General features: G+C 65.8%; 26 protein-coding genes. 22 read left to right on the top strand and 4 right to left on the bottom strand.

The annotated features are described in order from the left end of the window. The first annotated feature begins 39 nt into the window (after positions 1-39). From TZ00_RS03015 to TZ00_RS03005, 3 genes are read left to right on the top strand one after another with little or no spacing between them, the layout of a single operon-like run. Positions 40-930 carry an ABC transporter substrate-binding protein gene (locus TZ00_RS03015; protein WP_044439078.1) on the top strand — a complete coding sequence of 297 codons (891 nt, stop codon included), beginning with the start codon at positions 40-42 and terminating at the stop codon, positions 928-930. 5 nt (positions 931-935) lie between these two features. After that, positions 936-1,901, top strand: a complete 966-nt coding sequence (locus tag TZ00_RS03010) for an amino acid ABC transporter permease (RefSeq protein WP_084605874.1) — start codon at positions 936-938, stop codon at positions 1,899-1,901. A 23-nt stretch (positions 1,902-1,924) separates the two neighbouring features. Beyond that, positions 1,925-2,677, top strand: coding sequence for an amino acid ABC transporter ATP-binding protein (locus tag TZ00_RS03005; RefSeq protein WP_152631075.1), 753 nt, complete (start codon positions 1,925-1,927; stop codon positions 2,675-2,677). A 56-nt stretch (positions 2,678-2,733) separates the two neighbouring features. Here TZ00_RS03005 and gndA read toward each other — a convergent pair whose 3' ends face one another. Then, complete coding sequence (gndA, locus tag TZ00_RS03000; RefSeq protein WP_084605873.1) at positions 2,734-4,200, bottom strand: NADP-dependent phosphogluconate dehydrogenase; 1,467 nt, start codon at positions 4,198-4,200, stop codon at positions 2,734-2,736. A gap of 136 nt (positions 4,201-4,336) precedes the next feature. After that, positions 4,337-5,248 (bottom strand): LysR family transcriptional regulator, encoded by a 912-nt coding sequence (locus TZ00_RS02995; protein WP_044439076.1) that lies wholly within the window; start codon positions 5,246-5,248, stop codon positions 4,337-4,339. Between the two features lie 71 nt (positions 5,249-5,319). Here TZ00_RS02995 and TZ00_RS02990 point away from each other — a divergent pair, with 71 nt between their 5' ends. The 4 genes from TZ00_RS02990 to pth all read left to right on the top strand — a co-directional run bounded on the left by TZ00_RS02990 (position 5,320) and on the right by pth (position 8,560). Next, entirely contained in the window at positions 5,320-6,210 is an 891-nt protein-coding gene (locus TZ00_RS02990; protein ID WP_044439074.1) for an EamA family transporter, read from the top strand. Between the two features lie 12 nt (positions 6,211-6,222). After that, complete coding sequence (locus tag TZ00_RS02985) at positions 6,223-7,152, top strand: hypothetical protein (protein WP_152631063.1); 930 nt, start codon at positions 6,223-6,225, stop codon at positions 7,150-7,152. 195 nt (positions 7,153-7,347) lie between these two features. Continuing rightward, complete coding sequence (locus tag TZ00_RS02980) at positions 7,348-7,971, top strand: 50S ribosomal protein L25/general stress protein Ctc (protein ID WP_044439071.1); 624 nt, start codon at positions 7,348-7,350, stop codon at positions 7,969-7,971. 4 nt (positions 7,972-7,975) lie between these two features. Then, positions 7,976-8,560 carry an aminoacyl-tRNA hydrolase gene (gene pth / locus TZ00_RS02975; protein ID WP_078715508.1) on the top strand — a complete coding sequence of 195 codons (585 nt, stop codon included), beginning with the start codon at positions 7,976-7,978 and terminating at the stop codon, positions 8,558-8,560. A gap of 18 nt (positions 8,561-8,578) precedes the next feature. On the opposite strand, the gene TZ00_RS02970 is transcribed toward pth, so the two are convergent. Further along, on the bottom strand, positions 8,579-8,947 hold the full coding sequence (locus TZ00_RS02970) for a hypothetical protein (RefSeq protein WP_044439069.1): 369 nt from the start codon (positions 8,945-8,947) through the stop codon (positions 8,579-8,581). 292 nt (positions 8,948-9,239) lie between these two features. Between TZ00_RS02970 and mfd the strand changes: the two genes are divergently transcribed. The 15 genes from mfd to TZ00_RS02900 all read left to right on the top strand — a co-directional run bounded on the left by mfd (position 9,240) and on the right by TZ00_RS02900 (position 25,766). Then, positions 9,240-12,842: a transcription-repair coupling factor gene (mfd, locus tag TZ00_RS02965; RefSeq protein WP_044439068.1), complete on the top strand. Its 3,603-nt coding sequence runs from the start codon at positions 9,240-9,242 to the stop codon at positions 12,840-12,842. An 81-nt stretch (positions 12,843-12,923) separates the two neighbouring features. Further along, positions 12,924-14,093, top strand: a complete 1,170-nt coding sequence (locus TZ00_RS20285; protein ID WP_052521226.1) for a sensor histidine kinase — start codon at positions 12,924-12,926, stop codon at positions 14,091-14,093. Then, on the top strand, positions 14,090-14,749 hold the full coding sequence (locus tag TZ00_RS02955; protein WP_044439067.1) for a response regulator: 660 nt from the start codon (positions 14,090-14,092) through the stop codon (positions 14,747-14,749). The genes TZ00_RS20285 and TZ00_RS02955 overlap by 4 nt, the downstream gene beginning before the upstream one ends. A 97-nt stretch (positions 14,750-14,846) precedes the next feature. Then, the gene (locus TZ00_RS02950; RefSeq protein ID WP_139368830.1) at positions 14,847-15,716 is read left to right on the top strand and encodes a CPBP family intramembrane glutamic endopeptidase; all 870 of its coding nucleotides are present in this window, start codon (positions 14,847-14,849) and stop codon (positions 15,714-15,716) included. 66 nt (positions 15,717-15,782) lie between these two features. Beyond that, positions 15,783-16,481: a nucleoside triphosphate pyrophosphohydrolase gene (locus TZ00_RS02945; protein WP_044439369.1), complete on the top strand. Its 699-nt coding sequence runs from the start codon at positions 15,783-15,785 to the stop codon at positions 16,479-16,481. Positions 16,482-16,490: 9 nt separating this feature from the next. Next, positions 16,491-17,774 carry a histidine--tRNA ligase gene (gene hisS, locus TZ00_RS02940; protein ID WP_044439065.1) on the top strand — a complete coding sequence of 428 codons (1,284 nt, stop codon included), beginning with the start codon at positions 16,491-16,493 and terminating at the stop codon, positions 17,772-17,774. Positions 17,775-17,802: 28 nt separating this feature from the next. Further along, positions 17,803-18,246 (top strand): MarR family winged helix-turn-helix transcriptional regulator, encoded by a 444-nt coding sequence (locus tag TZ00_RS02935; RefSeq protein ID WP_044439063.1) that lies wholly within the window; start codon positions 17,803-17,805, stop codon positions 18,244-18,246. Between the two features lie 144 nt (positions 18,247-18,390). Continuing rightward, positions 18,391-20,052, top strand: coding sequence for an MDR family MFS transporter (locus TZ00_RS02930; protein ID WP_052521224.1), 1,662 nt, complete (start codon positions 18,391-18,393; stop codon positions 20,050-20,052). Positions 20,053-20,062: 10 nt separating this feature from the next. Further along, positions 20,063-20,518 carry a MarR family winged helix-turn-helix transcriptional regulator gene (locus TZ00_RS02925; RefSeq protein ID WP_044439061.1) on the top strand — a complete coding sequence of 152 codons (456 nt, stop codon included), beginning with the start codon at positions 20,063-20,065 and terminating at the stop codon, positions 20,516-20,518. A 98-nt stretch (positions 20,519-20,616) separates the two neighbouring features. After that, positions 20,617-21,897 carry a phosphopyruvate hydratase gene (gene eno / locus TZ00_RS02920; protein WP_044439059.1) on the top strand — a complete coding sequence of 427 codons (1,281 nt, stop codon included), beginning with the start codon at positions 20,617-20,619 and terminating at the stop codon, positions 21,895-21,897. A gap of 25 nt (positions 21,898-21,922) precedes the next feature. Next, complete coding sequence (locus TZ00_RS02915) at positions 21,923-22,474, top strand: FtsB family cell division protein (RefSeq protein WP_044439057.1); 552 nt, start codon at positions 21,923-21,925, stop codon at positions 22,472-22,474. Then, positions 22,471-22,989, top strand: a complete 519-nt coding sequence (locus TZ00_RS02910) for a DUF501 domain-containing protein (protein ID WP_044439055.1) — start codon at positions 22,471-22,473, stop codon at positions 22,987-22,989. The genes TZ00_RS02915 and TZ00_RS02910 overlap by 4 nt, the downstream gene beginning before the upstream one ends. Beyond that, entirely contained in the window at positions 22,986-24,029 is a 1,044-nt protein-coding gene (locus TZ00_RS02905) for a S8 family serine peptidase (protein WP_338010783.1), read from the top strand. The genes TZ00_RS02910 and TZ00_RS02905 overlap by 4 nt, the downstream gene beginning before the upstream one ends. Beyond that, positions 23,980-24,252, top strand: coding sequence for a hypothetical protein (locus tag TZ00_RS20525; protein WP_338010782.1), 273 nt, complete (start codon positions 23,980-23,982; stop codon positions 24,250-24,252). The genes TZ00_RS02905 and TZ00_RS20525 overlap by 50 nt, the downstream gene beginning before the upstream one ends. Positions 24,253-24,290: 38 nt before the next feature. Further along, the gene (locus TZ00_RS02900) at positions 24,291-25,766 is read left to right on the top strand and encodes an NAD(P)/FAD-dependent oxidoreductase (RefSeq protein WP_044439053.1); all 1,476 of its coding nucleotides are present in this window, start codon (positions 24,291-24,293) and stop codon (positions 25,764-25,766) included. A 50-nt stretch (positions 25,767-25,816) separates the two neighbouring features. Here the strand turns inward: TZ00_RS02900 and TZ00_RS02895 are convergent, their stop codons facing one another. After that, complete coding sequence (locus TZ00_RS02895) at positions 25,817-26,809, bottom strand: alpha/beta fold hydrolase (RefSeq protein ID WP_044439051.1); 993 nt, start codon at positions 26,807-26,809, stop codon at positions 25,817-25,819. Between the last annotated feature and the right edge of the window lie 54 nt (positions 26,810-26,863).

Here is a 26,863-nt window from a genome sequence, read left to right as displayed (position 1 = left end):
CCCGCACCATCACCGAAATCAACACCGAATGAGGCTCCAATGAAATCGATCAGACTCGTCCCTATCGCGCTGCTGGCCAGTGCGGCCCTGCTGCTCACGGGCTGCGTCAACAACGCGCCCACGACTCCGGCATCCAGCGGAACGGCGCCCGCCGTCGCGAAGGACGACGCGGCCGCGAAGCTGCTTCCCAAAGACGTGGCATCGGCCGGCAAGCTCGTCATCGGCACGGACGCGACCTATGCGCCGAACGAATTCAAGGACGCCGACGGAAACCCCACGGGGTGGGAGATCGAGCTCGCCGACGCCATGGCGGCCAAGCTCGGCCTGACGACCGACTACCAGATCGCGAAGTTCGACAACATCATTCCGTCGATCACCGGCGGCAAGTACGACATGGGGCTGTCGTCGTTCTTCGACACGAAGGAACGCCAGCAGCAGGTCGACATGATCGACTACTACACGGCCGGTATCCAGTGGGCCGCGCCGGCGGGCAAGACCGTCGACCCCGAATCGGCCTGCGGCATCAAGCTGGCCGTACAGAACGGCACGACCGAGCAGCTGGACGACGGCCCTGCCAAGAGTGCTGCGTGCGTCGCGGCGGGCAAGGAGCCGATCTCTCTGCTCGGCTACGACACCCAGGACGACGCCACCGCGGCCGTCACCCTGGGTCGAGCCGACGCCATGTCGGCAGACTCTCCCGTGACGCAGTACGCGGTCGCGCAGTCGGGCGGCAAGCTCGAGACCGCCGGCGACGTCTACTCGGTCTTCCTCTACGGCATGCCGATTGCGAAGGACTCCGGGCTCGGCGAGGCGCTTCAGGCTGCACTGCAGTCGTTGATGGATGACGGAACCTACAAGGACATCCTCAGCAAGTGGGGCGTCGAGCAGGGCGCGATCGACAAGATCGACATCAACGGCGCCACGGAGTAGCCCTCGTGTCCACTTCCACCACCGACCAGCCGGAGCGGATCGTCGCGATCCCGCTCCGGCACCCGGGGCGCAACATCTTCGCCGTTGTCGTGATCCTCATCGTTGTGCTGTTCGTCGTTGACGCGGCGTTCTTCCGACCGGCGTACGACTGGCCGGCCGTCGGCAAGTACCTGTTCGACATGCGCATCTCGCAGGCCGCGCTGGTCACTCTCGAGCTGACCGTGCTGGCCATGGTGGGCGCGATCGTGCTCGGCACCCTTCTCGCCGTGATGAGGCTCTCTCCCAACCCGGTGCTGAAGTCGGTGGCCTGGGCCTATCTCTGGCTCTTCCGCGGCACGCCGGTGTATGTGCAACTCGTGTTCTGGGGCCTGCTCGCCACGATCTACAAGACGATCTCGGTCGGTGTTCCGTTCACCTCGGAGACGCTGTTCAGCTGGACGACGCAGGACGCCATCAGCGTGTTCTGGCTCGCCGTGATCGGCCTCGCGCTCAACGAGGCTGCATACATGGCGGAGATCGTGCGAGCAGGAATGCTCTCCGTCGACCCCGGGCAGAGCGAGGCGTCGACAGCGCTCGGCATGTCGTGGTCGCAGACCATGCGTCGCATCGTCATTCCGCAGTCGATGCGAGTGATCATTCCGCCCACCGGTAACGAGGTGATCTCGATGCTGAAGACGACCTCGCTCGTCACCGCAGTGCCGTTGTCGACCGACCTCTACACGCGCTCCCGTGACATCTCGGCCGAGACATTCAATCCCATTCCACTGCTCATCGTGGCCTCGATCTGGTACCTGTTCTTCACGTCTTTGTTGATGATCGGACAGTACTTTCTCGAGCGACGCTTCGCACGCGGATCGCGGTTCGTCGACGTGGGGCCGGGCGAGGAGAATCCCACCCCTCTCGTCGGCGCGACGCCGACGGCTCCGATCACCGCGCAACCGGGCACCCCGACGGAAGGCCGATCCTCGTGACCGAACCCATCGCATCCACCCCCATGGTGATCGCCGACCGCATCGTGAAGTCGTTCGGGTCGCACACCGTCTTGAGAGACATCTCGCTGACAGTGAATCGCGGCGAGGTCGTGTGCGTCATCGGGCCGTCCGGCTCGGGCAAGTCCACGTTCCTGCGCTGCATCAACCACCTCGAAAAGGTCGACGGCGGCCGGCTCACTGTCGACGGCGAACTGATCGGCTACCGTCAGCGCGGCGACAAGATCTACGAGTTGAAGCCCAAGGAGGCAGCGGCGCAGCGCAAGGACATCGGCATGGTGTTCCAGCGCTTCAATCTGTTTCCCCACCTGACCGTGCTCGAGAACATCATGGAGGCGCCGCTGCAGGTCAAGCGACAGAGTCGCGCTGCGGCGTCTGCGCGCGCCCTCGAGCTGCTCGCCCGGGTCGGACTGGCGGAGAAGGCGAAGGCCTACCCGGCGTCGCTCTCGGGTGGGCAGCAGCAGCGGGTGGCGATCGCCCGGGCCCTGGCCATGGATCCGAAGCTAATGCTCTTCGACGAGCCCACATCGGCGCTCGACCCCGAGCTGGTCGGCGAGGTGCTCGACGTGATGAAGCAGCTCGCGAAAGACGGCATGACCATGATCGTCGTGACCCACGAGATGGGGTTCGCACGCGAAGTGGCCGATTCGCTGGTCTTTATGGACGGCGGCGTCGTGGTCGAACGGGGCGAGCCTCGCGAGGTGCTCACGAACCCGCAGCAGGACCGCACGAAGGCGTTCCTTTCGAAGGTTCTCTAGAAACGAAAAACGCCCCGGGCCTGCCGCACAGCAGGCCCGGGCGTTTTTCGTGTGCGCTAGTGCGACGAGCCCTCGGACTCGATCTCGGTGCGGTCGCCCGACCAGAGGGTGTGGAACGTGCCCTCCTTGTCGACGCGCTTGTAGGTGTGTGCGCCGAAGAAGTCGCGCTGTCCCTGAACGATCGACGCCGGCAGGCGGTCTGCGCGCAGGCCGTCGTAGTAGGCGAGCGACGACGAGAACGCGGGGGTCGGGATTCCGGCCTGCACGGCGCTCACGACGACCCGGCGCCAGGCATCCTGCGTGCCGGCGATCGCCTCGGTGAAGTACGGCGCGGTGACCAGGGCGACGAGGCCCGGGTTCTCGGCGTACGCCTCGGTGATGCGGTTGAGGAAGCGGGCACGGATGATGCAGCCGCCTCGCCAGATCTTGGCGATCTCGCCCTTCTTGATGTCCCAGCCGTAATGCTCGGCGCCGGCGACGATGGCGTCGAAGCCCTGCGAGTAGGCGATGATCTTCGACGCGTAGAGCGCCTTACGCACATCTTCGATGAAGGCGGCCGGGTCGTCGACAGCCACGGTCTCGCTCGGGCCGGGCAGGCTGCTGGATGCGGCACGCTGCGCGGGCTTGGACGAGAGAGCCCGGGCGAAGACGGCTTCGGCGATGCCCGACACAGGAATGCCGAGGTCGAGCGCGGTCTGAACGGTCCACACGCCGGTTCCCTTCGAGCCGGCCTGGTCGAGGATCACGTCGACGAGCGGGCGGCCGGTCTCGGCGTCGACCTGGCGCAGCACCTCGGCGGTGATCTCGATGAGGTAGCTCTCGAGCTCTCCCTTGTTCCACTCGGCGAAGACGTCGGCGATCTGGGCGGGGGTGTAGCCCGTTCCGCGGCGGATCAGGTCGTAGGCCTCGGCGATGAGCTGCATGTCGGCGTACTCGATGCCGTTGTGGATCATCTTGACGAAGTGGCCCGCACCGTCGGTTCCGACGTGGGTCACGCACGGCTCGCCCTCGGCGACGGCCGCGATAGACGCCAGGATCGGGCCGAGGGTCTCGTAGGCCTCGGCGGAGCCGCCGGGCATGATGCTCGGCCCGTTGAGGGCGCCCTCCTCGCCGCCGGAGATTCCGGCGCCGACGAAGTTGAGGCCGCGCTCGCGCGCCGCCTTCTCGCGCCGGATGGTGTCGGTGAAGAGTGCGTTGCCGCCATCGACGATGATGTCGCCCTCTTCGAAGAGGTCGGAGAGCTGGCTGATCACGGCGTCGGTGCCCTTACCGGCCTGCACCATGATGATCGCGGTGCGCGGCTTCTGCAGTGAGGCCACGAACTCCTCGATCGTCTTCGACGCCACGAACTCGGCCTCGGGGTGTTCCGAGGTGAGGAGGTCGGTGCGCTCGGGGGAGCGGTTGTACACGGCGACCGTGTTGCCCTCGCGGCTGGCGAGGTTGCGGGCGAGGTTGGACCCCATCACGGCGAGTCCGACCACGCCGATGTTGGCGGTGGCCGTCGAACTTGAAGTGTCTGACACTGTCTGGTCTCCTAGGTGTTGGTCTGTCGCTTACAGCGTAGCCAACGGGGTGGCTCCGTCACCGGCACCACTGGAGTGAAGGTTGTTATCTTTTGTCGATGACGAGGAACTGGTCGACACTGTCGGGTTCTCCTGATCATTCCTCCGCGTTCGCGAGCCCTGCCTCCGCCAGCAGCTCGTCGAGAACGAGACTCACGGCGCGCCTGGCCGCCCGGTCGGGGCGCATGAGAACCTCGATGCGCCGGCCGGCCCGAAGATCGGTGAGCGGCCGAAGCACGTAGCGCCCGGATGCCCGTTCGAGTGAGGTGTGGCGAGGCAGCAGGGCGACGCCGTGACCTGCCGCGACCAGTTTCTCGGTGAGAGGCAGATGCGTTGTGCGGTGCACTACTTTGGCGGCAACCCCGGCCTGAGCCGACATCGCCTGCAGAACGCGGTCGAGGGGAAAGTCGACCGGAACCCCGATCCAGTCCTCGCCGATCACATCGGCGGGGGAGACGCGCGGCCGGGAGGCAAGCGGATGATCGAGTGGCAGGGCCACGTCGAGAGGCTCTCTCAAGAGGGGCACGACAGTGAGGCGCTCGCGGTCCGGTGGCAGCACATCGTCAGAGCGATGAGCGACCACGACGTCGAAGTCGCTCGTGAGCGCGGCGAAGTCGTCTTGAGAGACGTCGCGGTCCGAGATCTCCATCGCGATGCCTGGGTGCGCGCGCATGCGGGTGAGAAGCCCGGGCACCAGGAGTTCTGCGGCCGAGTAGAAGATCGCCATGCGCACGGTTCCGGATGCGCCGCCCTGGAAGGCGCTCCAGGTCGCCTCGGCCTCGGCGATGGCTGTCGCCACCCGCACCGAGCTCTCGGCCAGGGCGTGCCCGGCGTCGGTGAGACGCACCCCGCGACCGACTCGTTCGACCAGGACGGTGCCCATCTGTCGCTGCAGAGTGCGCAACTGCTGCGACACGGCGCTCGGCGTTTTGCCCAGGGCATAGGCCACCTCGGTGACGCTGCCTCGTTCGGCAAGCTCGCGCAACAGGGCGAGCTGATTAATATCCATGAAGGCAGACTACAAAGTCGATGCGATCGGGTGCAATTGCCCTTCAGTGATGATTCGTCCACGATGGGCACATGTCCCCTCGCGATCGACTCCTCGCCGTGCTTGTCGCCGTGTGCTGGGGAGTGAACTTTCCCGCCACCGCGCTGGCCCTCGAGCACTTCCCGCCCTTCTTCCTCGTGGCATTGCGATTCGCGTTGATCGCCGTTCCGACGGTGCTCTTCGTGCCACGCCCGGCCGTCAAGCTACGCTGGCTGCTCGGTGTCGGATTCGGCATCGGCCTGCTCCAGTTCGCCTTCCTCTACGCGGGTATGGCCGCCGGGATGCCGAGCGGACTCGCATCACTCGTGCTGCAGGCATCCGCCCCGTTCACCGTGTTGATTGCGGGAATCTGGCTGCGTGAGCGGATCACGCAGCGACAGGCGATCGGCATCGCCGTCGCCGTGCTCGGGCTCGCGGCGATCGCGGTGCACAGGGCCCAGGTGGCCGCGCTGCTGCCCGTCATCCTGACCCTCTGTGGCGCGCTCGGCTGGGCGATCGGGAACGTCTCGACGCGCAAGGCCGAGGCACCGAATCCGTTCCGTCTCACGCTCTGGATGTCGGTGGTGCCGCCGGTGCCGATGCTCGCGCTCGCGCTCCTGGTCGAGGGGCCGCAACGCATCGGTGACAGCCTCGGCACGATGTTCACACTCGACGCGCTGCCGTCGCTGTTCGGGCTCCTCTACGTTGTGCTCATCGCAACGCTCGTGGGCTACGGAATCTGGGGCGGACTCCTGAAGCGCAATCCCTCGAGCGTGGTCGCACCGTTCTCGATGCTCGTGCCCGTGGTGGGTGTGCTCGCGTCGTGGTTGGCGTTCGGAGAGGTCATCGATATCGTCGAACTGATCGCCGGAGTGTTCGTCGTGGGCGGGGTGCTCTACGCGAGTACTCGAGCCAGGCGGGTGGCGGTAGCGGTCACGGGCTGACAGGATCGCTGCATGTCTCAGCGAATCTTCTCCGCATCCGACTTCCAAGAGCCACCCGCCCGGGGATCTAGATCCGGGGGAGGCTCAGTCGTCGCCAGAGTGGTCAGTTCTCTGATCGGACTGATCATCACGGTGCCGGCCCTGTTCTTCGTGATCTCTGGAGGAGGGCGCTCCTACTCGCAGACTTTGGTGCAGGCTCGCACCGAATCCGATCTCGGTGCGATTCTTCTTGCCCTCGCCGGCCTGGTGCTGTTCGTCGTTGTGGTGCTGTCAGGGTTGCTCTCCGCAGCCGGACAGCTGATCGGCGGAATCATCGTCACAGTGACCGGCGCGGCATTCGTGATCGACCCTGGTGTTGCTAGCTGGGTGTCGCAGTTCGTGCCAGGGTTCGGGCGCGCGGCGCCCGCCACGCTCGGTCTCTGGGCCCAGTCCGGCCTCCTGCTCGTCGTCGGCGTCGTACTCCTGGCGTCCGCGCTTGCGCGTGTGATCGCCGCACGCTCGGGTGCAGCTCGCTCCCGCGGAGCGCGGGCACTCGTCTCCATCATCGTGGCCGTCGTGGCGACCGCGGGCGGCCTCGCGCTGGTCAGCGTCGGATCGACCGCACTGCAGCGTGCGGCCGGATCGTACGGCGGCAGTCAGTCGATCGACGTGGGCTCACTGCTCATTCTCCTGGCAGGATCCGTCGTCCTGGGCGGCGTTGTTCTCACGTCGGCGTGGAGCTCGGTCGGTTCGATGATCATCGGCACGCTCATCCTTCTCGTCGGTGTGGCGGGGCTCCTTCCCGTGGTGCTGATCGGCATATCTCGATCGTTGGGTCAGGTGTCCACTGACGTCGCGATCGGAGCATCCACCCTCGTTGCGATCGGATTCGCGGCCGTCCTCGGTGTGGCCATGATCGGAGCGGCCGCATCTTCTGCCAGGGCGCGACGAGCGGCGCGCTGACCTGCCGTGTACACTGGCCACTGAACTTCGGCGAGGGATGCCGTTCGGCGCGCAGTCAAGGCGCTCGAAAAGCATCCGTTATCGACGCGGTGGATGAGGCACGCAAGAACTGGGTCTTTCCTCTCGCAATACGCGGTCGAGTTGAATCATTGACACTAACGATGCGGGCCTCGCGGCTCGCCAAGGAGCACTCTCATGGCTGACAAAAAAGAAGCCCAGAACGACAACAACGTTGTAGCCGAGGTTCGTACCTCGTTCGGCAAGGGCGCTGCCCGCAAGATCCGCGCCGTCGGCAAGATCCCCGCCGTTCTCTACGGCCACGGAACCGAGCCCGTGCACATCACGCTTCCCGGTCACCAGGTCGCGCTGATCCTGCGCAAGGCGAACGCCGTGCTCGACCTCGACATCGAAGGCACCGCTCAGGCCGCCCTTGTGAAGGACGTGCAGAAGGACCCGGTTCTGCAGATCATCGAGCACATCGACCTCATCGTCCTGCGTAAGGGCGAGAAGGTTCAGGTCGAGGTTCCGATCCACGTCGAAGGCGAGTCGTTTGCCGGCACGCTGGCGTCGCTCGACGAGAACACGCTGCTCGTAGAGGTGCTGGCCATCAGCATCCCGGAGCGCATCATCGTCGACATCGAGGGCGCCGTCGAGGGCACCCAGATCCTTGCCAAGGATGTCGTTCTGCCCGAGGGCGCCACGCTGGTCAGCGACCCGGAGCTGCTCGTCATCAACGTCACCGTTCCGGAAGAGGCCGACCTCGGCGACTCGCTGAGCTCGGGCGACGAGGCCACGGGATCGCCCGAGACGGCTGAGTAGTTCACTGTCTGACAACGTCTGGCTCGTAGCCGGGCTCGGGAATCCCGGGCCCGGCTACGCTGGCAACAGGCACAATGTGGGCCAGATGGTCCTCGCCGAACTGGCCGCACGAATCGGTGCGAAGTTCGGCAAACACAAGACGAACTCCACGGTTGCTGAGGGTTTCCTGCGCCCGGGAGGGCCGAAGCTGATTCTGGCCAAGCCCAATTCGTTCATGAACAATTCGGGCGGCCCGGTGTCGCAGCTTCTCAACTTCTACAGCCTCGAGCCGTCTCATCTGATCGTGGTGCACGACGAACTCGACATCCCCTTCGACACCGTTCGGCTGAAGTCAGGGGGCGGCCCCGGGGGCCACAACGGCATCCGTGACATCATCAGCGCGGCCGGAACGCCCGATTTCATTCGCGTGCGGGTAGGAGTCGGCCGCCCGCCCGGTCGTATGGATGCGGCCGACTTCGTGCTGCGCGACTTCTCCGGCACCGAGCGCCAGGCCCTGCCGAATCTTCTGGTGGATGCCGCAGACGCGGTCGAGAAGATCGCCGACGACGGTCTCACGGCCGCCCAGCAGCAGTTCCACTCACCCGCCTGATGCATCGCGCTCTCAACGTCAACCGATCTTGCTGAAGATCTCCGGCGCCGAGGCGAAGGTCACGGCGTAAAAGACGACGAACGAGATCACGGGCGTTGCCACGGCCAGGGCCATGGCGACTATTCCGAATGCCCGACCGCGCTTGGTGACGGTGGCGACGATGCCCTGCGCGAGCGCCCAGAGGCCGAGCAGCGTTCCGCCGATGAAGTATGCAGAGGCCAGCATGCCGAATGCCGCTACGCCGGGGTCGTCTTCAGAGATCGCCGTCTGATCGATCGTGCCTCCGTCAGTGACGGCCTGGCCGAAGAGGGGCGCGAACGCGAGCCCGGCAACGACCGAGAGCACGAGGGCGAACACGAGCACCACGAGTGACACGATGAAGGCCACGACTCCAAGCGTCTTCGTGGTTCGGCGGGAGCGTTGTGGAAGACGGCTGACGACGGTGTGAACGTCGATGCAGCGAAGGGTTGAGGCTGAGAGGCCTCGACAGGGGGCGTCTGCGACGGCGGCGAATACTCGCCAAAGCGGGGCCGCGGGCGCTCGTCGCGAGCCGGCTCGGATGGTTCGATGGGGGGAACGTGAGACACGGGGATCCTCGGAACGGTTCGGGCGGAGTGGGTCGCTAGGAACTCTACCGGCGCCAGGGGTGCCTGTCGGCGGGCCCGCGTAAGCTTGGACGGTGATCCTCCAGGGCTTGACTCACGCGCTTTCGCGCGCCTCCACGTTCGATAACGCCCTCGCCTATGCGGCGCGCGATGTCGATTTCTCCCTGACAGAAGGGCTTCGCGCGCCACTGCTCGCGGGCCTGCTCGACCAGCGCGGGGCGAATGGTCTACCTCAGGCACTGCTCGTGGTCACTGCCACCGGGCGCGAGTCCGAGATGCTCAGGGGAACCCTCGCCTCTATGGCCCCCGAGGCCGAGATCGTCGAGTTCCCCGCGTGGGAGACGCTGCCGCACGAACGTCTCAGCCCGAGCGCTGAGATCGTCGGAAAGAGAATCGACGCGCTGCGCCGGCTCTCTACCTGGAGCGGTGAGAAGCCGATCGTTGTCGTAGCCTCGGTGCGCGCTGCGCTCCAGCCCCTTGCCGACAACCTCGCCGACCTCGAACCCATCCACCTGGTCACGGGCGGGCGTGGATACGATCTCTCCCGGCTGTCGCTCGACCTGGTGAATCTTGCCTACTCGCGCGTCGACATGGTCACTCGCCGGGGCGAGTATGCGGTGAGAGGCGGCATTCTCGATGTTTTTCCGCCCATTGCCGAGCACCCCTACCGGGTCGACTTCTTCGGAGACGAGGTCGAATCCATCCGGGCCTTCTCCGTGGCCGACCAACGGTCCCTCGACACCCCGGTCGCCGCGGTCGACCTTCCGCCCAGCCGCGAACTCCTCCTCTCCGACGCGGTGCGCCAGCGCGCCAGAGAGATGCAGCACGAGTTTCCGAGCATCGCCGCGCTGCTCGCCAAGATCGCCGAGGGAATCCCGGTCGAGGGCATGGAGTCTCTTGCGCCGGCCCTCCTCGACAGGCTTGTCACCGTTGCGCACTATCTGCCGAAGGGGTCGGCCATCGCCGTGCTCTCGCCGGAGAAGGTCGCCAGTCGTGCAGTGAGCCTGGCCGAGACGAACCGGGAGTTCCTCGCGGCGGCGTGGACTGCCGCGACCGCCGGAGCCGAAGCGCCGATCGACCTGACCAGCGGAGAGTTCATCACTCTCAACGAGCTGCGTGCTGCGGCTGGAACCGACCGCGCGTGGTGGACTCTTTCGACGTTCCAGTCCGCCCCGGGATCTGCCGACGGCCTCATCGAAGTACTGCCGGAGCATCGCGACATCGAAGAACACCTCACGGTGCGCATCGAGGCCGATCCGGTGCCGAGCTTTCAGGGCAACGTCGACGGCGCCATCGAGCACGTGCGCGGTCTCGTCGCCGACGGCTGGACTGTCGCCGTCGTCGCCCAGGGCGCGGGGCTCGTCGAGCGGGCCGCCGATGTTCTGGCCGAGAACGAGATCGCGGCTCGCGTCGTCGAGCTCTTCCCGGCCGATGCGGAGCCCGGCATCGCCTATCTCCTCAAGGCCACGGTCGACCACGGCTTCCAATTGCCTGAGATCAAACTCGCGCTCATCGCGGAGTCCGAATTCTACGGTCGAACCGTCGGCTATGACTCCCGCCAGGTCAAGAAGCTCGCCTCGCGGCGACGCAATGTCGTCGACCCGCTGCAGCTGAAGCAGGGCGACTACGTCGTTCACACCACCCACGGCATCGGCAAATTCATCGAGCTCACTCAGCGCGAGGTCAAGTCGGGCGGCCGCAACCCCATCAAGACCACACGCGAGTATCTCGTCATCGAGTACGCGCCCTCGAAGCGCGGCTATCCCGGCGACAAGCTCTACGTGCCCACCGATCAGCTCGATCTGCTGTCGCGCTACGTCGGCGGCGAGGCGCCTGGGCTGTCGAAGATGGGCGGCAGTGACTGGTCAGCAGCAAAGGGCAAGGCCCGCAAGGCCGTGCGCGACATCGCGGTCGAGCTGGTGAAGCTCTACTCGGCGCGCATGGCGTCGAAGGGGCACGCGTTCGGTCCCGACACACCCTGGCAACGCGAGCTCGAAGAGGCCTTCCCGTTCGCCGAGACGCCCGACCAGCTCACCGTGATCGACGAAGTGAAGGCCGACATGGAGCGGCCCATTCCGATGGACAGACTCCTCTCGGGCGACGTCGGCTTCGGAAAGACCGAGGTCGCGGTGCGCGCGGCATTCAAGGCGGTGCAAGACGGCAAGCAGGTCGCCGTGCTCGTTCCGACAACACTTCTGGTGCGTCAGCACCTCGAGACGTTCCAGGAGCGTTTCGCCGGGTTCCCCGTGCACCTTCGCCCTCTGAGCAGATTCCAGACAGAAAAGGAGTCGAAGGAGACGATTGCCGGCATGAAAGACGGCACGGTCGACGTGGTCATCGCTACGCACCGCCTGCTGTCCGAGAACATCGGGTTCAAAGACCTGGGCCTCATGATCATCGACGAAGAGCAGCGCTTCGGCGTCGAGCACAAAGATGCGCTGAAGAAGCTCAAGACGAACGTCGACATCCTCTCGATGAGCGCCACCCCCATTCCCCGAACGCTCGAGATGGCCGTCACCGGCATCCGCGAGATGTCGACGCTGGCGACCCCGCCCGAAGACCGGCACCCGATCCTCACCTTCGTCGGTCCGTACTCCGACAAACAGGTGGGCGCGGCGATTCGGCGAGAACTGCTGCGCGAGGGCCAGGTCTTCTTCGTGCACAACCGGGTCTCGAGCATCAACAAGGTGGCCGCGCAGCTGGCTGAACTGGTGCCCGAGGCGCGCGTCGGGGTGGCCCACGGCCAGCTCGGTGAGCACCAGCTCGAACAGGTGATCGTCGATTTCTGGGAGCGCAAGTTCGACGTGCTCGTGTCGACCACGATCATCGAGACGGGGCTCGACATCGCGAACGCCAACACCCTCATCGTCGACCGGGCCGACAAGTACGGCCTCAGCCAGCTGCATCAGTTGCGAGGGCGGGTGGGCCGAGGCCGCGAACGCGCCTATGCCTATCTGCTCTACGACGAGCACAAGCCGCTCACCGATCTCGCGAACGACCGACTCACCACTCTGGCAGCCAACAACGAGCTCGGCTCGGGCATCCAGGTCGCTCTCAAAGACCTCGAGATCAGAGGTGCCGGAAATCTCCTTGGCGGCGAGCAGTCCGGGCACATCGCCGGCGTCGGCTTCGACCTCTACCTGCGCATGATCGGCGAGGCCGTGTCGACGTTCCGTGGAGACGTCGCCGAGGGGCAGACCGAGCTCAGGCTCGAGTTGCCGGTGGATGCGCACATTCCCGATGACTACGTCGACAGCGAGCGGCTTCGCCTCGAGGCCTACCAGAAGCTCTCCACGGCGAGCTCACCCACGTCGAACGACGAGCAGATCGATCTGGTCATCGAGGAGTTGACCGACCGCTACGGCGAGCCGCCGGCCCAGGTGGCGAACCTCGTCGCCGTATCGCGTCTGCGCCGCCAGGCTCAGAAGTCGGGCCTCGGCGAGGTCGTGACCATGGGCTCGAATCTTCGCCTGGCGCCCGCCGATCTGCCGGACTCCATCCAGGTGCGCATGCGTCGCATGTACCCCGACGCCAAGTACTTCGCCCAGGCGGGGGCCGTCTCTATTCCGCTGCCCGTCGTCGATGGCGCCGTTCTCGAAGACGCCGCTCTCATCGATTGGACAAAGGGAGTGCTCACGGCGCTGTTCCCCGCTTCGGTAGTTGCGCCCGCCGAGTAGTTTGCACAGCAGTCGCGGCGACGCGCGGCGCTCACCCTGCAGGGCGAGGCGGCGCCTATCGGACGGTGGCACGATTGACTCATGATGGGTCGGTGGGATGCGTGGCGCCGAGTGGCCCAGGTCTGCCAGCCCGTCCTCGGGCTGGCGAGCGCGCTTGTGGTCGTTGCGATGATGCAGGCCGGATCGTCGACGGTCGTCGTCGGCGGCGTCGTGCTCGCCGCAGTGACGCTTCACCTCGCCCTCCATATCGCGGGGCGCCGCGGGATCCGAGCGTTCGCGGTCGCCTCGAGCGCGATGGTCGTCCTCGCGGTCGTACCGATGCCCGGGTGGTCGACCGGCGTTCTGCTGCCGTCTGCAGGATGTTTCCTGCTCGTATCGTGGAGGGTGACAACCACGGCCGCGCCACCAAGACCCCGCCTCGCGCTCGCCACGGGCGTCATCGGTGTCGTATTGGCGGAGAGCCTTGCCATCACACGGCTTGCCGATGCCACCGCCGCAGGCTTGCAACTGCTGGAGGCGGCGGTGCTGCTCGTGATCGTCGTCGGCGTCTGGCTGGCGGCCCGGCATACCAGGGTCCGCCGCGAAGAATCCGAGGCTGATGAGGGGGTTCGTCTGGCTGCTGCCCGTCTCGCCGAGCGAGCGAATATCCGCCGCGACCTTCACGATGCCATTGGACACTCTCTCGCGCTCATGGTCGCTCAGGCCGAGGCAGCCCGGATTGGCATCCGTGACGACGCCACCCGCCAGGCGATCAGACACATCGCAGACACGGGCCGTGAGGCGCTCGCGGATCTACGTGCGATGTTGCGGGTACTCGATGCAGCCCCGTCCGGTACAGCCATCGTTCCGACCCTCGACGCGCTGCCCTCGCTCGTCGAGGCGGCGTCGACACCTCTGCACGTCGTGAACCTTGTCGAGAAGGGTCCACGCGGAGTGCTCACCTCAGATGCTGAGCTAGCGCTTGTGCGCGTCGCGCAGGAGGGCATCACGAATACGCTTCGGCACCTGGAAGCGCCCGTGGCTGTGAAGGTCCGCCTGACATGGTCGGCCACCGCTGCAACCCTCGAGGTGGGCGACGACGGCGGCGCGGGACGGCGGTCGAGCGCGGACGCGGGATCCGGCTTGATCTCCCTTGCCGAACGTGTCAGCGCCGCGGGCGGCGCGTTCGATGTCGAGCGGAACACCGAGGGTTGGTGCCTGCGCGCCACGGTTCCCGCACGGATCAGCCCAACAGCAGGGGCCACCCAGTGACGGCGCCCGTTCGGGTCTTGCTCGTCGACGATCAGGAACTGCTGCGTGCATCCCTCGCAACGGTGCTCCGTGCCGACCCCCGCATCGACGTCGTAGGCGAGGCAGGTGACGGGCTGGAGGCTATCGGGGCACTCCGTGCGCGCCAGGTTGATGTCATGCTCATGGACATTCGAATGCCGAGACTCGATGGCATCCGGACCACCGCGAAGGTCGCGCGCCTGTCTCCGTCTACTCGCGTGCTCGTTCTCACCACCTTTGACGCCGACGACCTCGTCGTCGGCGCGCTGCGCGCCGGAGCGAGCGGCTTTCTCACGAAAGACACGCGGCCCGAGGCACTCATCGCGGCCATCTGCGATGTTGCGAACGGGAGTTCAGTGCTTGCGCCGCACATTGTCACTGCCGTCATCGAGCACGTCCGACGGGCGCCGACGGCGGACTTCAGTGTGCTCGCGCCACTGACGCCCCGAGAAGTAGAGATTCTTGGCCTCCTCGCCACCGGATGTTCGAACGCCGAGATCGGCGAGCGGCTCCACCTCGCCTACGACACCGTGAAGACGCACGTGCGCGCCGTGTTGATGAAGCTCGGCTTACGCGACCGCGTGCACGCCGTGATCTTCGCCTACGAGAACGGGCTCGTCGCTCACCCTCGGGGGTGATATAGAACCGTCCTGCGGGGCGATACGCGCGGTGCCGCCGCACGAGAGGCTCTTCTTGGCGGCGGCGGTACGCGCCACCGCGACTGAGGAGAGCACAGTGAATCATCATGTCCCTGCCCCGACGCTACCCGCGGCCCCGGTAGGCGGCGGTCTCGATCTCGTCGCACGTCGAACGTTCGCCTGGTTCCTCGGCGTACTGGCCGCCATCACGACTGCGGTGATGGCCCCACTGTGGCTGACAGGTGCTGACGCCGATTCGTTCAACGCGACGGTCCCGCTGCTCTCCTGGGCGCCAGCTCTCTCAGCGCTCGCCGCCCACCTGCTCGCCCGCCGTCGCGCCTCGTTCGTGAGGTGGGTCGGAATCCGCCCGTTCGCATCGCGGCGCATCGCGGGCACCTGGGCCGTCATGCTCGGAGTATTCCTTGTCATTCCGGCTGTTTCGACCTGCCTGGGTGTTGCCATCGGCGTGGTGGCATGGCAGCCCTCACCCGAGGCGTGGACTCTGCTTCCGCTCATCCTGCCGTTCGCCCTGCTCGGGCTGCTTACGGTCACGGGCGAGGAGATCGGCTGGCGCGGCGCGCTGCAGACCACCCTCGCACCGCTGGGAGCAGTCCGCGCGAGCGCGCTCATAGCGGTGCTCTGGGCGCTGTGGCATCTCCCGCTCACCCTCGGTTACGCGTCGAGCGGTGACTTCTCGCTCCGCGACGTCGCTGCGACGAGCGTGGATCTGCTCATCATCGGCTTCGTGCTCTCGGCGGCTCGCATCATGTCGTCGTCGATGTGGCCGGCGGCGTGGGCCCACGCGCTGATGAACTCCACGCTCGTGTTCGCCGAGTCGAATCTCACCACCCCAGCGCGCGATCTCGCAGACGGTCCGTTCTGGGCGATGCAGGCCATCACATGGATCGTTGCTGCTGTAGCTGCGACCAGCACCATGCTCATCGCTACGCGGGTAAAGTCGCGCTGATGTTCATCAGTGGCATCGAATCTGGCAATGTGGATGCCGCGATTAGAGTTGGTGACGGAGGCCCCCGTGACCAATTCCCCCTTCTCCCATGCACCGCAGCAGCCCGACGTTCCAGACTCGAGGCTCGACGAACTCGTGCGGGTGGTCGCGCAGCTTCGCGCCCCCGGCGGGTGCCCTTGGGATGCGGAACAGACGCATGCCTCGCTGGTGCAGTACCTCATCGAAGAGAGCTATGAGCTGGTCGAGGCGCTTGAATCCGGAACGCGCGACGACATCATCGAAGAGCTCGGTGACGTGCTCTATCAGGTGCTGTTCCACGCCGACCTGGCCGCGCACACGCCCGGTGAAGACTTCGATATCGAGGTCGTAGCCGAGCGCATGACGGCCAAGATGGTCGGCCGGCATCCGCATGTGTTCGGCGAAGCCGTCGCCCATACGGCCGACGATGTCGTCGCTGTCTGGGACGATCTGAAGGCGGTCGAGAAGCCCGGGCGCACGAGCGTGCTCGACGGTATCCCTCAGGGCATGCCGGCCCTCGCGCTCGCCGACAAGGTCATCGGGCGTGCCCAGAAGGTCGGAGTGCTCGACAAGGATGCGATCGAGACGATCCCCATGCAGACCGAAGACGAGCTCGGCGGGTTGCTCCTGGCGATCGTCGCGTCGGCCAAGGCTCGGGGTCTCGACGCGGAGCGCGCCCTCAGGTCGACGCTGCGTGATCTGCAGAGCGAGATCCGCGAGGCAGAGACCTCTGCCCGCGATCAATAGAATCGAACAATGGCTTCTGCAGTAACCCCTCCCCGTGGCATGCGCGATTTCCTCCCCGGCGAGAAGGCCAAGAGGGAGCACGCGCTTGGCGTGATCCGACGCAGTTACTCGGCGCACGGGTTCGACGAGATCGAGACGCCGGTGATGGAAGACATCCAGCGCCTGCACTCGGGCCTGGGTGGAGACAACGAGAAGCTGTCGTTCAGCGTGCTGAGGCGGGGCATCGAGAGAAGCGATCTCGACGCGGCTGCAGAGAGCAACGACGCGCAAGCGCTCGCTGACCTGGGCCTGCGCTTCGACCTCACTGTTCCGCTCGCGCGCTTCTACGCCACTCACCGGGCGGAGCTTCCGGCCGTATTCCGCAGCGTTCAGATCGCGCCTGTTTGGCGCGCCGAGCGTCCGCAGAAGGGTCGCTACCGCCAGTTCATGCAGTGCGACATCGACATCATCGGCGATGCCTCCGCTCTCGCCGAGGTCGAGTTGATCTCCGCGACGCTCTCCACATTGGATGCGCTCGGCCTGCAGGGATCCACGGTGCGCATCAACGATCGCCGGTTGCTCATCGGCATGCTCGAGCTCTTCGGTTTTCCGGCAGATCAGCACGATTTCGTTCTCATCGTCATCGACAAGATCGACAAGATCGGCACCGCGGGAGTCATCGAAGAGTTGCGAAGCAAGACGCCACAGCTGGCCGAGGCGACAGATGCCCTCGAGTCGTTCTTTTTGCGGCCGCAGGATGGCGCCGCGCGCCCGTTCGGGCACGACGCGATCGCGCGTGCGCTGCCCGAGGGCGTCGACTCAGACGTGATCGCCGAGCTCGCGTCGATCGGTGACGCGGTGGATGCCGGACGCATTCGATTCGACCCGTTCCTGGTTCGGGGTATGGGCTATTACACGGGCACTATTTTCGAGATCGCTCACCCCGACTTCGCATTCTCGCTCGGTGGTGGCGGGCGCTACGACGGAATGATCGGCCGATTCCTCGGAACGGATGTTCCCGCCGTCGGATTCTCGATCGGGTTTGAGCGCATCGTCGATCTCGTCGATCTGCCAGATGAGCAGGCGGCAGACTCCGTCGTTGTGCTTCATGACGCCGCGGCACCTGCGGTGCTGATGCAGTCGCTGAAGACCGAGCTGATCGCATCCGGTGCTCGGGTGCGGCTCGAGCGCAAGGCCAAGAACGCCAAGCTTCAGCTCGAGCGACTCGCCGACGCCGGGTTCACCCGCGTGGCGACCGTGCTGCCCGACGTCGAGAGCGTCGCCGACCTGAAATTCCGGGCTCTGGGGCGGTAGACCATAGCTGGGCTATACAATAAATCAAGTGAACAGCGAACTCAGCACAATTCTCGGCGACCTCGTATCGGTCACCCACCGTCTCACCCGCCTTGCCGCGCAGGCCACTGGCGATTCCACGTCTCCTGCCACGTGGCGCACGCTCAGCGTGCTCACCTCTTTCGGCCCGATGCGGCTCGGCGAGCTCGCCAAGCACAGCCGGGTCAGCCAGCCCACCATGACTAAGATCGTTGCGAATCTCAACGAGCTCGAGTGGATCAAGCGCATCGCAGACAGCACCGATGCGCGTGCGTGGCAGATCGCCGTTGCGCCCAAGGGGCAGCGCGCGCTGGCCGACTGGCGCGACCGCCTCGGTTCGGCTCTCGAGCCCCTCTTCGAAGAGCTCGACCCCGACGATGTCGCCGTGCTTCAGCGCACTGTCGACCTTCTGGAATGCAGCATCGCCGTGCGCAGCGAGGTTGTCGCCGCCTGATCGCCCCCTGTAGACCGGCTTCTGTAACGACCCTCGGAGAAATCCGGGGGTCGTTGCGTTATATCAACCAGTTTGCTAAAGTTGATGCAAGTCAACTTTCTCCTCATCGATGAGCGGTGAGGAGTTTTCTCGTTCAGGAGCCCCATGTCCACTCATTCCACCGCCGAGGCCAGAAACGGCGTTGCCGTGCCGGCCCGGCCCGTCATGACTTCGCGGCAGACGCTGCAGGCTCTGTCGGGTCTTCTGCTCGGCATGTTCGTGGCGATGCTCGCCTCGACCGTCGTGTCGAGCTCGTTGCCCAAGATCATCGGCGACCTCAACGGCAATCAGGCCGCCTTCACCTGGGTGGTCACGGCCACCTTGCTCGCCACCACGGTGTCGACGCCCATCTGGGGCAAGCTCGCCGACCTCACGAACCGCAAGCTGCTCATTCAGATCTCGCTCGTCATCTTCACGCTCGGATCGATCCTGGCGGGCTTCTCTCAAGACACGGGAACGCTGATCTTGTTCCGTGTGCTCCAGGGTCTCGGTGCCGGTGGACTGACGGCGCTGGTGCAGGTCGTGATGGCCGACATAATCAGCCCTCGGGAGCGCGGAAAGTACATGGGGCTGCTCGGTGCGGTCATGGCCGTCGCCACCGTCGGTGGTCCGCTGGTCGGAGGCATCGTCACAGACTCGATCGGATGGCGCTGGAACTTCTATATCGCTGTTCCGTTCGCCGTCGCCGCCATCATTGTGCTGCAGTTCACTCTGAAGCTGCCCAAGGTGCGCAAGAAGGTCACCATCGACTACCTGGGCGCAGTCCTGATCGCGGCCGGCGTCTCTCTGCTTCTCATCTGGGTCACGCTCGCGGGCAACAACTTCGAGTGGAACTCGTGGCAGACCTACCTCATGGTGGGCGGCAGCGTTGTGCTGCTCGGCCTCGCCGTGTGGGTCGAACTCACTGTGAAGGAGCCCATCATTCCGATGACTCTCTTCACGAACCGCACGTTCACGCTCGCGGTCGTCGCCAGCATCTCCGTGGGTGTGGCCATGTTCGGCACCAGCGTCTTTCTCGGCCAGTACATGCAACTCGCCCGGGGCGCCACTCCGACCGAGTCCGGACTGCTGACGATCCCGATGATCGGCGGTGTGCTCGTCGCGTCGACCGTCGTTGGGCAGCTGATCAGCCGCACCGGAAAATGGAAGCGATACATGGTTGTGGGGTCGATCCTGCTGACCATCGGCGTTTCGCTCATGTCGACCCTGCGCTACGACACGAGCTACGTTCTCGTCGCCGTCTTTATGTTCATCATGGGCTCCGGCGTCGGCATGGTCATGCAGAATCTGGTTCTCGTCGTGCAGAACTCCGTCGACCCGCGCCAGCTGGGCGTGGCCAGCGCCTCGGTCGCGTTCTTCCGCAGCCTCGGAGGCACCATCGGCGTGTCCGTCATGGGTGCGGTTCTCGGCACTCAGGTTGCTCAATTCGTGAAGGATGGCCTGACCGGGCTCGGTGCGGCGGGCGCCCAAGCGGCGCAAGGCCTGAGTGGGGGAGCCATCCCCAACCTCAGCACCCTTCCGGCTCCGGTGCGTGTGATCGTCGAGTCCGCCTACGGGCACGCGATCGGAGACGTGTTTATGCTGGCCATTCCGCTGGCGATCATCACCGTGATCGCCATCGCCTTCCTGCCGGCCAAGCCGCTGGGAACCAAGACGGCTCTCGAGCAGATGTCGGACAAGCCAGCCGACATGATCGTCGCCGTGAGCGCCGACGAGGTCGCCGCGACGCCCCGCACGGACCCGGTGCAGGTCGTGAAGGCCCGGTAATCTAGTGCCTGTGACAGAACCCACGAACGTCGAGCAAGAGCTGCTGCTCGGCATCGAGGCTGGTATCGCCCAGCTGTTCCGCTCTGGAAAATCGGCCCTGAGGGACTACTCGCACGGGTTTCACCCGGAGCTGCAGCCCACTGGGTTCAATATCCTTCGCATGATCTTCACCTGCGCGCCCGCCCAGGCGAGCGCGATCATCCAGCAGACCGGGCTCGACAAGAGCGCCGTGAGCCGGCAGATCAAGGTGCTGCGAGACCTCGGGCTCGTGGATACCCAGCCCGACCCGCACGACGGCCGCTCGAGTTTCCTTGTTCCTACGCCTCTGGCAGAGGAGCGCATGGAGATTCTGCGCCAGAGGGTGAAGAGCGACTACCGCGACAGACTGGTCGAGTGGACTGCAGACGAACTCGCGACGTTCTCGGCACTTCTCGAGCGGTTCAACGCGAGTGACCCTCGGGCCTGACTCAGCCACGCGCATCCGGCCAGTCGTTAGACTTGCGAGCGGACAGCGGAAGGCGCTCTCCATGCAAACCACCTTGCTCTGATAGAGGAGAAACACCAGTGGCATTGATCGAAGCCGTAGGCGCTCGCGAAATTCTTGATTCCCGCGGAAACCCGACCGTCGAGGTAGAGGTGCTGCTCGAAGACGGCATCGTCTCGCGCGCGGCCGTTCCTTCCGGAGCATCCACCGGTGCATTCGAGGCGTATGAACTGCGCGACGGAGACAAGAGCCGTTACCTCGGCAAGGGCGTGCAGAAGGCCGTCGCCGCCGTCATCGACGAGCTCGGCCCGGCCATCGAGGGCCTCGACGCCACCGACCAGCGCCTTATCGACGCTGAGCTCATCAACGTCGACGGCACCGAGAACAAGAAGCGCGTCGGCGCCAACGCCATCCTCGGCGTCTCGCTCGCCGTGGCCAAGGCCGCTGCCGACTCGGCCGACCTGCCCCTGTTCCGCTACGTCGGAGGGCCGAACGCGCACACGCTGCCCGTTCCGCTGCTCAACATCATCAACGGCGGATCGCACGCCGATAACGACATCGACGTGCAGGAGTTCATGATCGTTCCCCTGGGCGCGGAGTCGTTCTCCGAGGCCCTGCGCTGGGGCGTCGAGACCTACCACTCGCTCAAGTCGCTGCTGCACTCCAAGGGTCTCTCGACCGGCCTCGGCGACGAGGGTGGATTCGCCCCCAATCTGTCGAGCAACCGCGAGGCCCTCGACCTCATCGCCCAGGCGATCCAGAACGCCGGCTTCACTCTCGGCAGCGACATCGCGCTCGCCACCGACGTCGCCGCCAGCGAGTTCTACAAAGACGGCTCGTACCACTTCGAGGGCAAGCAGCTCTCGGCGCTCGAGCTCACGGCGTACTTCGCCGACCTGGCGGCCAACTACCCGCTCGTATCGATCGAAGACCCGCTGCAGGAGGACGACTGGGAGGGCTACCAGCACTTCACCGCCGAGCTGGGCTCGAAGCTGCAGATCGTCGGCGACGACCTGTTCGTCACCAACCCCGTTCGTCTGCAGAAGGGCCTCGACCTCGGCGCCGGCAACTCGATTCTGGTGAAGGTCAACCAGATCGGCACGCTCACCGAGACGCTCGACGCGGTGAGCCTGGCCCAGCGCCACGGCTACACCGCGATTCTGTCGCACCGTTCCGGCGAGACCGAGGACACGACTATCGCCGACCTCGCCGTCGCCACCGACTCTGGCCAGATCAAGACCGGAGCGCCTGCCCGCAGCGAGCGCGTCGCTAAGTACAATCAGCTTCTGAGGATCGAAGAAGAGCTGGGCGACGCTGCGTTCTACGCAGGCCGCACGGCCTTCCCCCGCTTCAAGGGCTAAGGCTCCACCGAACGAAAGGCGCTCGATGCGCAAGCCGACACTGGGCGCGCCCGTCAGGGCCGCTTCGTCGGACGACGCGCCGAAGCCTCGGAATGCGCGTGCCCCCCGGGGTGCGCGCATTCCGCGTTCCCGCGGCACGTCGTCTCAGAAGTACAGCTTTCGAGTCTCGGGTCTCACCTTCGTGATCCTCGGAGTGCTCGTGGTGTTCGTGGTCGTTCTCGCTCCCGGTCTTCGTCTGTATATCGAGCAGAGGCAGCAACTCGCGGCACTGCAGCAGGCTGTGACCGACAAGCAGACCCAGAACGCCCAGCTCGACTCGCAGGTCGCTCGGTGGAGCGACCCGGCTTATATCAAGGCACAGGCCAGAGACAGGCTGTACTTCGTGATGCCCGGCGAGACGAGTTTCCTGGTGATCGACGACCAGGCGCCCACCGCACCGGTCGACAACGCCCCCGTGACCACCGACCTCCAGAACACCAAGGTCGACTGGCTCGGCGCGATCTTCTCCTCCGGAGTCCAGGCCGGACTCAGCATTCAGACGCCCGAAGAACTCCAGAAATCCGGAACCATTCAGTGACGACACCCCCGTTCGACCCGCCCTCCGAGAAAGACGTCGCGACCGTCTCGGCGCAGCTCGGGCGCCCGGCGCGCAACGTGATCGGTATCGCCGCACGCTGCGTCTGCGGGGCGCCGACCGTCGTCGCGACCAAACCCCGGCTCGAAGACGGAACCCCCTTTCCCACTCTCTACTACCTGAGCCACCCCGCCGCGACCGCCGCCATGTCGGCTCTTGAAGCGACCCAGGTGATGGCTGAGTTCCAAGATCTGCTGCCGAACGACGACTCCCTGCGTCAGCAGTACGAGTCGGCGCACGCGTCGTACATCGCCGATCGGGAGGGCATCGAGGTCGTCCCCGAGATCGCGGGCGTCTCCGCCGGCGGCATGCCCGTGCGGGTGAAATGTCTTCACGCCCTCGCGGGGCATGCGCTGGCCGCGGGCCCCGGAGTGAATCCCATCGGCGATCTCGCGCTCGAGCGCGGACGTTGGTCGCCCCTCGTGTGCGAGTGCATCGACTACGAGGCGAGCGCGTGACCCGGCGCCGGGTCGCTCCGCGCCTTCGGGTCGTGGCGGTCTCGGCGGCCCTGGCCACAGGCATCCTCGCCGCGGCTCCAGTCGGCCCTGTGCCCACGGCGCAGGCCGACACGGTGCGCAACGCCGAATACTGGCTCGCAGACTATGGCGTTCAGGCGGCGTGGAACACCACGCGCGGCGCGGGCGTGACTGTCGCCGTGATCGACACCGGCGTCGACGGATCCGTTGCCGACCTGGCGGGCGTCGTCACCGGGGGAACAGACGTGTCCGGCGTGGGCTCGCCCAATGGCCAGACACCGGTCGGCGACGAGAACCAGCACGGAACCATGGTGGGCTCGCTCATCGCGGGCCGCGGTACCGGGGCGAACGACGGTGTCATCGGCGTGGCCCCTGAGGCATCGCTCCTCTCCATAAGCGTTGCCCTGGGCACCGGGGTCGTCGGCACGGATGACCAGATCGCGAACGCGGTGCGCTGGGCGGTAGACAACGGCGCGGATGTGATCAACATGTCACTCACTCGTAACAGCCTCGACTGGCCTACGAGCTGGGACGACGCATTTCTTTACGCTGCTGATCACGACGTGGTCGTCGTGGCTGCGGCGGGCAATCGCGGAAGCGGAACGACCGAGGTCGGAGCACCGGCCACCATTCCTGGTGTACTGACCGTTGCCGGCGTTGATCGTAGCGGTGACGCGAGCTTCGATGCGTCGAGCCAGGGCATCACGATCGCCGTCGCCGCGCCCAGTGAACAGCTGGTGGGGGTCGTCCCCGGGGGCGGCTACGTGAGATGGGCGGGAACGAGCGGGGCCACCCCCCATCGTGTCTGGACTCGTCGCACTCGTTCGCGCGGCGCATCCCGACCTCGACGTGGCCGGCGTCATCAACCGCATCGTCAGCACTGCCACGCCCAAGGGCGATCCTGTTCCCGGTCCTATCTACGGCTACGGCCTCATCAATGCCGAGGCCGCGGTCACCGCCGACGTTCCGCCGGTGACCGCGAATCCAATGGGATCGCTCAAAGACTGGGTTGCAACATATAGGCCGTCACCGGATGCCTCGGGCGCGGGCCCGAAACCGATCGCGGCACCCGAGACCGACGACCCGGCGAAGACCGCTCAGCCGACGGCATCCTGGTGGCCGAGCGTTGCTAAGCTGACGATGAACGGAATTCCCATCGCAGTGATCTCCGTGTTCCTGATGCTTCTCGCGATGATCGTCACAGCAGCAGTGGTGCATGTTCGGCGCGTGCGGCGCAGGGAGTAGATTAACTACAACACCTTCCCCCTAGGAGAGCTTTCACTGTGCCCAAAATCTTGATCGTCGGCGGCGGTTACGCCGGTTTCTACACCGCATGGAAACTCGAGAAATGGCTCCGGCCCGGCGAGGCCGAGGTCACCGTGGTCGACCCGCTTCCCTACATGACCTACCAGCCGTTCCTTCCTGAGGTCGCCGCCGGTTCCATCGAGCCCCGCCACGCGATCGTACCGCTGCGCCGCCACCTCAAGAAGACCGCCATCGTGGCCGCGAAAGTCACCGGAATCGACCACGCGTCGAAGACCGCGACGATCACGCCGAACATCGGTGAGCCCTACGAGTTCGCCTACGACCAGATCGTCGTCACCGCCGGTTCCGTCTCGCGCACGTTCCCGATTCCGGGTGTCGCCGACGAGGCCATCGGCCTCAAGACCATCGAAGAGGCCGTCGCCATCCGCGACCGCATCCTGACCAACATGGACAAGGCGGCAGGCCTGCCTGCCGGCCCCGAGCGCGACCGACTGCTGACCGTCGTCGTCGTCGGCGGCGGCTTCGCCGGCATCGAGATCTTCGCCGAACTGCGCTCGTTCGTGAGCGGTCTGCTGAAGCAGTACCCCGAGATCAAGTTCGAAGACACGCACTTCCACCTCATCGAGGCCATGGGCCGCATCATGCCCGAGGTCTCGCTGCCCACCAGTCTCTGGGTCATCAAGAACCTGGCCGAGCGGGGCGCCGAGATCCACCTCGACACCCAGCTGAAATCGGCTGTCGGCGGTGTCATCGAGCTGTCGACCGGCGAGAGCTTCGAGTCCGACACCATCATCTGGACCGCCGGCGTTATGGCGAGCCCGATGCTCAAGGGCACCGACCTTCCCATCGAAGAGCGCGGCCGTCTGCAGGTTCGCCCCGACCTTCGTGTCGGCACCGCCGACGAGATCGTGGCCGACGCCTGGGGCGCCGGAGACGTGTCCGCCGTTCCCGACCTCTCGGGCGGTGGCGTCGGCGGGTTCTGCGTGCCGAACGCCCAGCACGCCGTTCGCCAGGGTCGACTGATGGCCAAGAACATCGTCGCTGAGCTGCGCGGCGAGAAGCTCGTGGAGTACAACCACAAGAACCAGGGAGCCGTCGCGGGCCTCGGCCTTGGAGTTGGAGCTTTCCAGTCGGGCAAGATCGCGGTCAAGGGCCTTCCTGCCTGGTTCATGCACCGTGGCTACCACGGTCTCGCGATGCCCACATGGGAGCGCAAGTACCGCGTGATCTGGAACTGGGTTCTTAACTTCCTCCTGGGCCGCGACATCGCATCGCTCGAGGCGCGGGTCACCCCGCGTGCTGCCTTCGAGGCGTTCGCGTCGCGTCCTCGCCCCGCGGCCGACGCACCGGCCCCGGCACCGACCGAGCCGGCCCCCGCTGCAAAGAAGCCGGCCGCGAAGCGCGCCCCCGCCAAGAAGGCGCCCGAGAAGAGCCTGCCCTCGCCCGAGGGTGCTCCGGTCGTGGTCGGCGGAGACCCGGCAGACACCAAGTAGTCGTCTCATCTCGAAGCGCCCGTTCCCACGAGGGATCGGGCGCTTCGTTGTTAGCGAGATGTTTTGTCGGAGTCGTTCATCGACTCGGCGTGCATGGTTTTGCCGCGAGCGATGGTCTCGTCGTCGTCGGCGAGAATTCCGACCGTCTCGGTCAGCCGACCCGCGATCGACTGGGCGGCATCCGCTGGCGCTTTCTCGTCTTCGTCGTCGGGAATGTCGTCGGCCGAAAGATCGTAGGTGCGCAGCGTGTCGTCGTCTGTTCCCGGATGTTCGGCGAACGCCACGCAGAGACGCGCCACCTCCTCGGCGTGCGCGTGCATGACCGAATGCGCGGAGTCCGGCATCTCCCAGCTGCGCGAGTGGGGCAGGAGTCGTCCAACGCGGGTGACCCAGTCTCGTGGCGCGACCGCGTCATGCTCGCCGCGGATCACCAGCGTGTTCGCCTGAATCAGGGGCAGCCGTTCTTCGAGGGGAAAGCTGATCATGCGCGGCAGCACCCGGAAGAACCACTTGAAGCCGCAGAGCAGGTAGGAACTGACGGCCAAGAACTTGACCCGCCCGGGTTCGTGCCAGGCGGACTGCAGAAAGCGCACGGCCTGCGCGGGGATGCGCCGCTCCGCCGGGTCGACCACGGGGCCGATCAGCACCAGCGTCGTGATCTCGGGCCGACGCGATGCGAGGTCGCTGACGATCTGAGTGCCCATGGAATGGCCGACGACGATCGGATCGACGAGCCCGAATTCGTCGATGACCCGACCAACCAGATCGGCATAGCCCCGGATGCTCAGGGCCGAACGCGGATGCGGAACGCCCGCGAATCCCGGCAGATCGAGCGCGTGCACGGGTCCGAATCGATTGAGGTTCGGCGCCAGACGTTCGAAGTAGTTGCTCGACACCCCGATTCCGGGAACGAGTACGAACGGCCGGTCGCCGGTCTTGCCGATGGTGCTGACGCGCACATAGAGGTCTCCGTCGTAGACCCGATCGACCGTGACCTCGGTGGAGGAATTCGTCTGAGGTTCATACCGGCGCGACGCACTCATTATTAGAGGGTACTAAGGAGTGATCGATAGAGTGCTGCCAGTGTGTGCAAGGGA

It is taken from the genome of Agreia bicolorata (assembly GCF_000938265.1).
GTDB classification, from domain to species: Bacteria; Actinomycetota; Actinomycetes; order Actinomycetales; family Microbacteriaceae; genus Agreia; species Agreia bicolorata.
This window is presented reverse-complemented; position numbering and strand designations above follow the sequence as displayed.

Coding starts and splice junctions, on each gene's coding strand:
- TZ00_RS03015 (WP_044439078.1), top strand. CDS start 40: ATGAAATCGATCAGACTCGTCCCTATCGCGCTGCTGGCCAGTGCGGCC.
- TZ00_RS03005 (WP_152631075.1), top strand. CDS start 1,925: ATGGTGATCGCCGACCGCATCGTGAAGTCGTTCGGGTCGCACACCGTC.
- TZ00_RS02995 (WP_044439076.1), bottom strand. CDS start 5,248: ATGGATATTAATCAGCTCGCCCTGTTGCGCGAGCTTGCCGAACGAGGC.
- TZ00_RS02990 (WP_044439074.1), top strand. CDS start 5,320: ATGTCCCCTCGCGATCGACTCCTCGCCGTGCTTGTCGCCGTGTGCTGG.
- TZ00_RS02985 (WP_152631063.1), top strand. CDS start 6,223: ATGTCTCAGCGAATCTTCTCCGCATCCGACTTCCAAGAGCCACCCGCC.
- TZ00_RS02980 (WP_044439071.1), top strand. CDS start 7,348: ATGGCTGACAAAAAAGAAGCCCAGAACGACAACAACGTTGTAGCCGAG.
- TZ00_RS20285 (WP_052521226.1), top strand. CDS start 12,924: ATGATGGGTCGGTGGGATGCGTGGCGCCGAGTGGCCCAGGTCTGCCAG.
- hisS (WP_044439065.1), top strand. CDS start 16,491: ATGGCTTCTGCAGTAACCCCTCCCCGTGGCATGCGCGATTTCCTCCCC.
- TZ00_RS02930 (WP_052521224.1), top strand. CDS start 18,391: ATGTCCACTCATTCCACCGCCGAGGCCAGAAACGGCGTTGCCGTGCCG.
- TZ00_RS02915 (WP_044439057.1), top strand. CDS start 21,923: ATGCGCAAGCCGACACTGGGCGCGCCCGTCAGGGCCGCTTCGTCGGAC.
- TZ00_RS02895 (WP_044439051.1), bottom strand. CDS start 26,809: ATGAGTGCGTCGCGCCGGTATGAACCTCAGACGAATTCCTCCACCGAG.